The sequence below is a fragment of the Sphingopyxis soli genome (assembly GCF_018682675.1).
Lineage (GTDB): Bacteria > Pseudomonadota > Alphaproteobacteria > Sphingomonadales > Sphingomonadaceae > Sphingopyxis > Sphingopyxis soli.
The window spans coordinates 14,070-24,835 of record NZ_JAFMTR010000109.1 but is presented as its reverse complement, the minus strand read 5'-3'; the positions used below and the strand labels follow the sequence as shown (position 1 = coordinate 24,835).

Here is a 10,766-nt window from a genome sequence, read left to right as displayed (position 1 = left end):
GAGGCTGCGCGTCGTCCCGTTCGGCTTTTCGGGGCGATCAGGCCGACCGTCCCGTGACCGGTGACAGCTTGGGGAGAGCCCGCGCCGGCCGTACCTCCCGCAAATTGAGCTGCACCGGTTCACCTAAACCGTTTTTCACTCCCCACGTCGCGGCCTGGGTGCGGTTCTCGACCCCCAGCTTGCGGAGGATCGCCTTCACATGCACCTTCACCGTGGCTTCGCAGATCCCGAACTGCCGCGCGATGACCTTGTTCGCCATGCCCGCCATGATGCTTTCGAGAATCTCGATCTCGCGGTCGGAAAGGCCGACCGACGCCGCGCTGACCTTCCAGTCGCCCGCCATCGCGGTCGGAATCCAGCTCGTCAGATTGTTGACCAGCTGCGACGGGAAAACCTTTTCGCCAAGCGCCACCAGCCGGATCGATTCGGTGAGCGGCGCGCAGGAAATTTCCTTGATGATGACGCCGTCGGCGCCGATCTGGAACGCTTCGACCACGTCCTCGAAGGAATAATGGTCCATGAGCAGCGCCAGCCGCGTCCTGCTTCGCTTCGCGGCGAGCCTGCGGCACGCGTCGAGCCCGAAACCTGCGTTTCCACTGTCGATGACGATCACATGATGGTCGTCGTCGCGTTCGATATTCCCGTCCGGATCGAGAAGCGCCGATACATCCGACACCGAGGCTTCGATCCGAAAATTGTCACTCGAAAGTATGTTTCGCAAACCCTCCCTTGCGATTTCGTTTTTCGCCACCAGCGAAATTTGAACCACCTCCAACATCACCCGCCTCCCTGAAAGTTCAGTCAAGGCAACCCATTTTGTTTTTCAACCTCACTCGAACCGCATGTCCCCGACGATCATCAAACCCGGATCGTTTGTTTTGTTAAATCGCGTTAACTTTTTCGATTCGTGATCGATTTACTGCAAATATGGTTATACAATTTGCTTAGGGATTCCATCGGGATTCAGCCCTCTACCCCCAAAGAGGTAGCGCCGGTTCCCGCTCCCCTTCTCCCCTGCCGGCCCTTCCGGCGAGTGGGCTCTGCTTAACACATGAAATGCAGAATGTTAAATGATGCATGGGTGCGGGACCGAGCAATGCGGTGCTACCCCTATGGATAGAACGCCCGCCGCCGACGTGCGGGCTAAGTGTCCCAGAATATGATCGGTTCGGGCGCAATCCTTAATCATTTAGGCCATGGCCCGAGTCGCGCGCAGAGTCGATACGCGGCGAGTCGCGTCGCGCGCGATACTGCCGAACTGGCACGATATTGCGGCCCGTATCGTTAGGGTGGCCGCGTGCCTTGCTATCGCGTTTCGAACAGCCGCCGCCGACCGACCATGTCGCGCACGGTCCGCGCGGCCGTGAGGCTGGCCAGCACGAAGCCGGTCGCGGCGTCGCGCGTTGCTGCGGTCTTTTCGGGCCGTCGGTCAAGCCTCGCCATCGTCCAATTTCCTATCCGCGCCGACGCGGCATCGGAATGTCCCGGAACAGCGAGCCGCGCTGGCGCGGGCTGGCGGTCGGCATAGCCGTGGACCCAGCGCTGCGCGCCGCTGAACGACAGCATCGGCCGCATCTCGTCGGCTTGCGGGCCGCCATAGAGACGGTCGGTCATATTATCGAGTGCCAACCAGCCATCCTTCGACCGGACGAGCAACACCGCATGGTCGGCGCCCAGCGCGAGATCGCGCAGCAGGACGAGTTTCATGTGGGCGTCGTCGATCCCGGCGGCGCGCAGCATCTGCATTTTCAGGATCGCGAAATCCTCGCAATCGCCGCGGCGGCGCGCGATCGTTTCCCCGGCGGTCGCCCAGAAATCACGCTGGCCGTAATTGCGCTCGTCCTCGACATAGGTGAGGCTGCGATTGACTCCCTGGTTCACACGCTGGAGCAAATCGCGCTCGTCGATCCCGGCGGTCACTCCGGCCTTGCGCAGTTCGGCGCGCATCAGCGGCGCCGGGGCCGCCCGCCGGACGCGGTCCCAGCGGGCGTCGAAGCGGGTATGAGCGACCGGGAGCGCCACCGTGCCGAGTTCGGACTCCCGGTCGTTCGCAGCGGGTTCGAAGGTCGCGGAGTCCGAGAGCCGACCGGGTACGGCCGAACGCCCGGAGCAGGTGGCCGGACTTGCCGGCGACATCGCCAGCGTCGGGCCGGTCGACGAAGCGCGGTCTGCCGCGGCGGGCTCCAGCAAGGCGCCCTCCTGGCGCAGGCGCATCCGGTCGAGCGCGCTCAATTGCCGGTAGGGCTCGCCGGCCGGCCGAGCGATCGACGCCGGGATGGCGGCATTGGCGAGGTCGCCGCATGCCGTGGCTTCGAACCAGACCGGTTTTCGGTTGCCGGTTTTCGCGACGTCGGTGTCGATCGCGGCTTGCGCGGCGGTCGCCGCGAGCATTGCCGCCGCCGCGATTGCGGCGCGAGTCAGCGTCGGGCAGGATGAGAGAAGCCGGCTCATCATGCTGCGACAGGTGCCCGAACAAGGTAAGGATTGGCTTAATGGACCCTGCGATCGCGTCTTGCGAATGCCGGGCGGCAGTGGTGCACGGGCGGGATGGAATTCGTAGTCAATGGAGCTTCGCACCCGAGAGCAGCCGGTATCTCCCGCTGCTCCGGCCCATCGCATTTCCCGCTGTTTCCGGCCGGAAACCGGGCGGGGCGTCGCTGCGGAACCCTCTTGTCGGGATCGGTGTCGAACAGAAGAAATGCCCGCATGTGCATTGACAAAGAGAACGTTATCATCTAGGTGAACGTTCACATTTTTCGAATGCCGTCACCAGAACGGCGCATTTGGGAGGGTTACGGGATGCAGGCTTCGCATAAGCATTGGCTCGCCAAATTTTTGGTCGGCACGTCGGCGCTGTCGCTGATGGGCGCGGCCCAGGCAGCTATGGCGCAGGAAGCTCCGGCGGACAGCAGCGACAGCGTGGGCGACGAGATCGTCGTCACCGGTATTCGCGCCAGCCTCGAGGCGTCGGCCGATATCAAGCGCAATGCGCAGGGCGTGGTCGACGCGATCTCGGCCGAAGACATCGGCAAATTCCCCGACACCAACCTCGCCGAATCGCTTCAGCGCATCACCGGTGTCTCGATCGACCGGTCGAACGGCGAAGGCTCGCTGGTCACCGTTCGCGGCTTCGGACCCGAATTCAACCTCGTGACGCTCAACGGGCGCCAGATGCCGACCGCCTTCATCGGCGACGGCGGCAGCGCGCCTTCGTCGCGTTCGTTCGACTTCGCCAACCTCGCCTCGGAATCGATCTCGGGGGTCGAGGTCTACAAGAGCGGCCGCGCGACGATCGAATCGGGCGGCATCGGCTCGTCGATCAACATCCGCACACCGCGCCCGCTCGACAAGCCGGGCATGTACGGCAGCCTGTCGGCGAAGGCGGTGGTCGATTCCTCCCGCAACAGCGGCGATTCGGTCACCCCCGAAGTGTCGGGCATCTTCAGCACGACCTTTGCCGATGACACCATCGGTTTCGCGATCAGCGGTTCCTACCAGAAGCGCAAGTCGAGCACGAACACCGCGAACGTCGGCTGGCGCGACGGCTATCTGGGCAGCGAAAACAACTGGGGTTCGCTCGCCCAGCCGGGCGATCCGCGCTTCCCGAACATCACCAATCGTCCCGACGCGACCGACGTCTATCAGGTGCCGCAGAACGCGTCCTACGACCTCAACGATATCGATCGCGAGCGTATCAACGGCCAGGCCGTGTTGCAATTCCGCCCGACCGACGGGCTGACCGCGACGATCGACTATACCTATTCGCGCAACACGGTTCAGACCCGCAACAGCAACGTCGGCGTCTGGTTCAACCATGAGGATACGTCGAGCGCGTGGACCGATGGTCCGGTGGCGGGCCCGATCTTCTACACCGAACGCTTCGGTCCCCCGGGACCGGGCTGCGCCGCGCCGTCGCCGCCGCCGCCGAACCAGTGCGCGATCGGCAAGGATCTGTCGTACAGCGGCGCGCTCACCGAGACGCGCGCCGAGAACAAGTCGCTTGGTTTCAATGTGAACTGGGAAGGTCCCGATGGCGTCAGCTTCGAGCTCGACGCGCATCATTCGACCGCGACGGTGAAGCCGGTCAACGACTATGGGTCGAGCATCTCGGTCGGCAATGCGGTGTTCGGCGTCGCCAACCAGACGGTCAATTTCGAGAATGACCTGCCGGTCATCTCGTACAACATGCATCCCGGAATCGACCCGCTGAACCGTGCGTTGATCACCCCGACGGGCAACGCCTTCCGCAACGCCTATTTCCGGGACGAGATCAACCAGGTCCAGCTGCGCGGCCGCTACGATCATGACAATGGTCTGCTCGACAGCATCGACTTCGGCGTCTCCTATGTCGAGAACAAGGTCCGCTCGGCATTCGGCACGATCCAGAACGACACCTGGGGCGGCGCGGGTCCGGCGTCGGACATTCCCGACGACATCTTCGAGCTCGAAACCCTTCCCGACAAATTCCCGGGTCTGGCGCAGCCGGGGATGATCCAGAGCTTCTACAAGTTCGATTTCGAGCGGATGGTCGACCTGATCGAGGGACTCTACGGCACCTGCAGCAGCCCGCAGACGGGGGCGCAGGGCGTGCCCGGCACCTGCCTTGCGAAGTTCAACACCGATCGCCGTATCACCGAGAAGACGCTGGCGCCCTATTTGCAGGCTGCGGCGGTGTTCGACCTGTTTGGCAACCCCGGTCACTTCGTCGCCGGCATCCGCTACGAGACGACCGACATTTCGTCGGCGGCGCTTGTTCCGGTCCCGGTCGACACGCGCTGGGTCGGCGACAACGAGTTCAACGTCGTCTATTCGGGCGACAGCCAGTTCACGCGCTTCAAGGGCTCGTATGACAATTGGCTGCCGGCGTTCGACCTCGACGTCTCGCCGATGGAGAATGTGAAGCTGCGCGCGTCGTACAGCCACACGATCACGCGTCCCGACTATGCCAGTATGCAGGGCGGCCGCACCATCGATACGCTGTTCCGCGTCGGCGGCGGCACCGGCGCGCAGGGTAACCCGGGCCTGATCCCGTACAAGTCGAAGAATATCGACCTGTCGGCGGAATGGTATTACGCCCCGGCAAGCTATCTGTCGGTCGGTTATTTCCACAAGGATGTCAGCAATTTCATCTCGTCGACGCGGATCGACACCAATGCGTTCGGACTGACGACCCCGGTCGGCGGCCCGCGCTGGAACGCGGCGATCGCCGCGCTCGGCGCCAACGCGACGGTGGCGCAGATCCGCCAATATATCATCACCAACTTCCCGAGCACGGTGACCGGAAACATCATCAACAGCGCCCCTGGCGATCCGTTGCTGAATTTCGAGATCACGACCCCGATCAACAGCGACCAGACCGCGTCGCTGAACGGCTGGGAATTCGCGCTCCAGCACAGTTTCTGGGACACCGGCTTCGGCGTCATCCTGAACTATACGATCGTCAACGGCGATGCGACCTACGACAATACGCAGCCATCGTCGGTTCCGCAGTTCGCGCTGACCGGGCTCAGCGACAGCGCGAACGCCGTGCTCTTCTACGACAAGGGGCCGCTCCAGGGCCGTGTGGCGTGGAACTGGCGCGACGAATATCTCTCGGGCACCGGTCCCAACCCCTTCTATGTGGAGGATTATTGGCAGATCGACGCCAGTGCGAGCTACGAGTTCATCCCCGGCCTTACGGGCTTCGTCGAGGCGATCAACCTGACGGGCGAAGGACGCCGCGGGCATCTCCGCAGCAAGAACAACGTGAGCTTCGTGTCGCCGGGCTACGCCCGCTACGCCGCCGGGGTCCGGTTCACCTTCTAGGCGCGGCGTCCCCCGTCCGCCCGTTGGCGAGAGAGCCGCGCCTCCCACGGGGTGCGGCTCTTTTGCGTGACGGATCGCCGCGAGTGGCTTAGGAACGTTCCCAATGACGCAAAAGGTCGAGAGGGTTGTGATCGTGGGCGGCGGCACCGCCGGGTGGCTGGCGGCGTCGCTGATCGCGACGTCGCGCCGCGCCAAGGCCGCGCCGCTGTCGGTGACGGTGGTCGAGGCGCCCGATGTGCCGATCGTCGGGGTCGGCGAAGGCACCTGGCCGACGATGCGCACGACGCTCCAGACCATCGGGCTCGACGAGGCCGAATTTCTGGCGGCGTGCGACGGGGCGTTCAAGCAGGCGTCGCGCTTCGACGGCTGGGTCGACGGCTCGGTGGGTGACAGCTATCTCCATCCCTTCACCACCCCGCCGCCGCTGCCGATGGGCGAACTGCTCGCGGCCTGGCAGGCGACCGCGCCCGACCAGCCCTTCGCGGCGGCGATGAGCGCGCAGGCCGCGGTCTGCGACCTCCACCTCGCGCCGCGCCAGCGCGCGATGCCCGGCTATCAGGGCGCGACCAACTATGCCTATCATTTCGCGACCGAGAAATTCGGCGCGCTGCTCGGCGCCCATGCGAAGCGGAACCCGCTGATTACCCATATCCTCGACCATGTGACCGGCGTCCGGCACGCCGAAAATGGCGATATCGCAGCCCTGACGACACGCAGCGGCCGCGAGATCGAAGGCGATCTGTTCATCGACTGTAGCGGCTTCAAGGGGCTGCTGATCGACGGTGCGCTGGGGGTCGAGTGGGTCGACCGCAGCGATCATGCCTTCAACGACCGCGCGATCGCATCGCAAGTGCCGGTGCCACCGGGCAGCCCGATCGCCTCGCAGACGATCGCGACCGCGCACGAGGCGGGATGGATCTGGGACATCGGGCTGCCGTCGCGGCGTGGCATCGGCTGCGTCTATTCGAGCCGCTTCATCGATGACGAACGCGCCGAGACGATCCTGCGCGACTATATCGCGCGCGAACTGCCCGGTGCGGTTCCGGAGACCAAGGCGTTCGGCGTGCCGTTCAAGCATATCAGCTTTCGCACCGGACACCGCGCGCGCTTCTGGGAAAAGAACTGCCTGTCGATCGGGTTGGCGGCGGGGTTCATCGAACCGCTCGAAGCCTCGGCGATCGTCCTGATCGAACTGTCGCTGCGCGCGCTGACCGACAATTTCCCGGCCGACCGCGCCGCGATGGATATCCATGCCGGGCGCTTCAACAAGCTGTTCCGCTATCGCTGGGATCGCATCATCGAGTTTCTGAAGCTCCACTATGTGCTGAGCCGCCGCGAGGAGCCCTATTGGCGCGCCCACCGCGACCCCGACCATATTCCGCCGCACCTCGCCGATCTTTTGACGCTGTGGCGCGACCAGCCGCCGTCATCGTCGGATTTCCCCTACATCGACGAGATTTTCTCGGCGCAGAGCCATCAATATATCCTCTACGGCATGGGCTTCCCGCCGCCCGCGGGCTGGCCCGCCAGCGACGGCGCGGTGGCCGCGCTTGCCGAGATGCGCCAGCGCGCCCGCACGCTCGCCGCCGGTCTGCCGACCAACCGCGCCTATCTCGACGCGCTCGCCGCCGAGCGCCCCGCCGCAGCAGAAGCTGCCGCCGAATAGAAAGACCCGCATGACCAACCACGCCATCCTCGACCAGACTGTCCACCAGGATCTGCGAGTGCGTGTCGATGCAGGGGCCGACCTTGGCGACGGGGTGATGGCGACGCTGACCGTGCCGTCCGAATTCCGCAACATTCAGGGCCATTTCCCGATTCTGTTCCGCCGCGAGGCCGGACAGGACCAGTTTTTCGCGGTCGCGCTGCTCGGTTTCGAATCGGGCGAGAATCTGTTCCTCGACGGCGCGCGCTGGGATGCCGGATACCGGCCGCTGTCGCTCGCGATCCAGCCCTTCCTCGTCGGCCGGCCCGCGGGCGGCGACGGCCCCGCGCAGGTGCATGTCGACCTTGCCCACCCGCGCATCGCGTCGGGCGACGAGGGGGTGCGGCTGTTCGACACGGCGGGGCTCGCGACGCCGTATCTGGAGGAGATCGCGGGCAAGCTCGGCGACCTCGACCTCGGCTATCGCCAGAGCGCCGCTTTCTTCGACGCGCTCGCCGCGCATGAGCTGCTCGAACCCTTCACGCTCGAGGTGACGCTCGACGACGGGTCGGTCAATTCGCTCGTCGGCTTTCACATCATCAACGAGCCGAAGCTGCGCGCGCTCGACGCAGCGGCGGTCGGCAAGCTCCACGAAGACGGCCATTTGATGCCGATCTTCATGGCGCTCGCCTCGCTGTCGCAGATTCGTCCGCTCGTCGACCGCAAGAACCGCAGGCGGCGCCATGGCTGACCGCGACGGCCCGATCTACGACCGCCTAGCCCGCGTACCCGAGCGCGAATGGCGCGGCGCCGGGCTCGATTCGCTGCTCGACGATGCGCGCGAACCCTTCGTGCTGCGCGGACTCGTCGCCGACTGGCCGCTCGTCGCGGCGGCGAGACGTTCGGCGCGCGACGTGCGCGGCTATCTGGTCGACCATGCGCGCGACCGTCCGTTCATGGTGTCGATCGGGCCGCCCGGACACGACGGGCGGCTGTTCTACGACCACGATATGGCGATGAATTTCCGGTCCGGGACGGGCAAGCTCGCCGACATCTTCGCCGGAATCGACAAGGGCGAACAGCTTGGCGACATTCGGACCGTCTATCTCGCCTCGATCGACATCCCGACGCATTTCGACGGGCTCGACGAGGCCAATCCGCTCGATCTCGGCGCGCGCGATCCGCTGAAGAGCATCTGGATCGGGACGCGCACGCGGATCGCCGCGCACAATGACTTCCCCGACAATCTCGCCTGCTGCGCGGCGGGACGACGGCGCTTCACGCTCTTCCCGCCCGACCAGTTCCGCAACCTCTATCTCGGGCCGATCGACCATACCCCCGCGGGCCGCGTGGTCAGCATGGTCGATTTCGCGACCCCCGATCTCGCCGCCCATCCGCGCTTCGCCCTCGCGATGGCGCACGCGCTGACGGTCGAGCTCGAGCCGGGCGATGCGATCTTCATCCCGTCGATGTGGTGGCACCATGTCGAGGGGCTCGCCGACTTCAACATCCTCGTCAATTACTGGTGGCGGCGCACACCGGCCTGGCTCGGCCAGCCGCAGGAGGCGCTCAACCACGCGATCCTCGCGATCCGCGATCTGCCGCCCGAGGACAAGGCGATCTGGCGCGACCTGTTCGACCATTATGTCTTCGAAAATGATGGCGGCGTGACCGACCATATTCCCGAATCCGCGCGCAGCATTCTCGCCCCGCTCACCCCCGAGACGGCGGGCCGGCTGCGCGCTTTCTTGTTAAGGACACTCAGCCGATGAACGATACCAAGCCGCTCCGCCGCGTCGTGATCGCGGGCGGGGGAACATCGGGCTGGATGATGGCGGCGGCGATCGCGCGCACGCTGGGGCACACCGTCGACCTGACGCTGGTCGAGTCCGAACAGATCGGCACGATCGGCGTCGGCGAATCGACCATCCCGCCGCTGGTCAATTTCAATCGCATCCTCGGCATAGCCGAGCCCGAATTCATGCGCGCGGCGCAGGCGACCTTCAAGCTCGGCATCCTGTTCGACAATTGGAAATATGACGGACACAGCTATTTCCACAGCTTCGGCCTCAGCGGGAAGGACCATTGGTCGGCAGGTTTCCAGCATTTCTGGCTCGCGGCGCGCGCGAAGGGCTGTCCGCACAGCTACGACGACTATTGTCTCGAGCTCGTCGCCGGGCTGCAGGGCAAGTTCGCGCATCTGCCCGAAGACCGGATGAATTACGCTTATCACGTCGATGCAACGCTCTATGGCCGCTACCTGCGCAAGCTCGCCGAGGCCGATGGCGCGAAGCGCGTCGAGGGCAGGATCGAGAAGGTCGAACTCGACGGCGAGACCGGCAATATCGCCGCGCTGCTGCTGGACGGCGACCGCCGGATCGAGGGCGACATGTTCGTCGACTGCACCGGCTTTCGCGGGCTACTGATCGACGGCGCGCTGCATGCGGGGTTCGAGGACTGGTCGCACTGGCTGCCCAACGACAGCGCGATCGCGGTGCAGTCGGACCATCTCGGCCCGCCGATGCCCTATACGCAGGCGATCGCGCACGATGCCGGCTGGCAATGGCGCATTCCGCTCCAGCACCGGATGGGCGCGGGGATCGTCTATTCGAGCGGCTATCTGTCGCGCGACGAGGCGCTCAACCGCCTGATGTCGAGCGTCGGGACGCCGCGGATCGAACCCTTCGACATCAAGTTCAAGGGTGGGGTGCGGCGCAAGCAATGGTATCGCAACTGCGTCGCGGTCGGGCTGGCGGGCGGCTTCGTCGAGCCGCTCGAGGCGACCACGGTCCACCTCATCCAGCGCGCGGTGCTGCGCTTCATCCGCCTGATGCCGAACGGGCGCGTGAGCGAGCGCGACGCGATCGAGTTCAACGAGCAGCAGCGCCAGGATATCGAACAGATCCGCGACTTCGTGATCCTGCATTACAAGGCGACCGAGCGCCGCGACAGCCCCTTCTGGCGCCACGTCGCAGCGATGCCAGTCCCCGACAGCCTGCAACAGAAGATCGAGCTGTTCCGCGAAACCGGCCGCACCTTTCGCAAGAATGAGGAATTGTTCGCCGAGAACAGCTGGGTGCAGGTGATGATGGGGCAGGGGGTCGACCCCCAAAGCTGGCACCCGATCGCCGAGAAGTTCGGCGACGACGAGCTCGAGAAATTCATGGCGGGCCTGCGCGAAAATGTCGCGCGCACCGCCGCGACGCTGCCCGAGCATCACCTCTATGTCGCGCGCTATTGCGGCGCCGAGGAGCCGCAGGCGGCGTGATCGGGTTCCCCGCGATGAAAAAGATGGAAATTGATCGGGTTCGCGTCT

At 65.0% G+C, this 10,766-nt stretch carries 7 protein-coding genes; 5 read left to right on the top strand and 2 right to left on the bottom strand.

Going from position 1 to position 10,766, the window contains the following annotated elements:
- Positions 1 to 37 precede the first annotated feature (37 nt).
- Together J1N50_RS18040 and J1N50_RS16250 are read right to left on the bottom strand one after the other, a co-directional pair.
- A complete protein-coding gene (locus J1N50_RS18040; RefSeq protein WP_215355630.1) occupies positions 38 to 676 on the bottom strand; it encodes a LuxR C-terminal-related transcriptional regulator in 639 nt (212 codons plus the stop codon).
- Positions 677 to 1,305: 629 nt separating this feature from the next.
- Positions 1,306 to 2,451, bottom strand: a complete 1,146-nt coding sequence (locus J1N50_RS16250) for a transglutaminase-like cysteine peptidase (RefSeq protein WP_215355628.1) — start codon at positions 2,449 to 2,451, stop codon at positions 1,306 to 1,308.
- A 348-nt stretch (positions 2,452 to 2,799) separates the two neighbouring features.
- On the opposite strand from J1N50_RS16250, the gene J1N50_RS16245 reads away from it, so the two are divergent.
- From J1N50_RS16245 to J1N50_RS16225, 5 genes are all read left to right on the top strand, one after another.
- On the top strand, positions 2,800 to 5,805 hold the full coding sequence (locus J1N50_RS16245; protein ID WP_215355626.1) for a TonB-dependent receptor: 3,006 nt from the start codon (positions 2,800 to 2,802) through the stop codon (positions 5,803 to 5,805).
- 103 nt (positions 5,806 to 5,908) lie between these two features.
- Entirely contained in the window at positions 5,909 to 7,471 is a 1,563-nt protein-coding gene (locus J1N50_RS16240; protein ID WP_215355624.1) for a tryptophan halogenase family protein, read from the top strand.
- 10 nt (positions 7,472 to 7,481) lie between these two features.
- Positions 7,482 to 8,201, top strand: coding sequence for a SapC family protein (locus tag J1N50_RS16235; protein ID WP_215355622.1), 720 nt, complete (start codon positions 7,482 to 7,484; stop codon positions 8,199 to 8,201).
- Complete coding sequence (locus J1N50_RS16230) at positions 8,194 to 9,222, top strand: cupin-like domain-containing protein (protein WP_215355620.1); 1,029 nt, start codon at positions 8,194 to 8,196, stop codon at positions 9,220 to 9,222. Before J1N50_RS16235 ends, J1N50_RS16230 begins: the two co-directional genes overlap by 8 nt.
- Positions 9,219 to 10,718 carry a tryptophan halogenase family protein gene (locus J1N50_RS16225; RefSeq protein ID WP_215355618.1) on the top strand — a complete coding sequence of 500 codons (1,500 nt, stop codon included), beginning with the start codon at positions 9,219 to 9,221 and terminating at the stop codon, positions 10,716 to 10,718. The genes J1N50_RS16230 and J1N50_RS16225 overlap by 4 nt, the downstream gene beginning before the upstream one ends.
- The last annotated feature ends 48 nt before the right edge of the window (positions 10,719 to 10,766 follow it).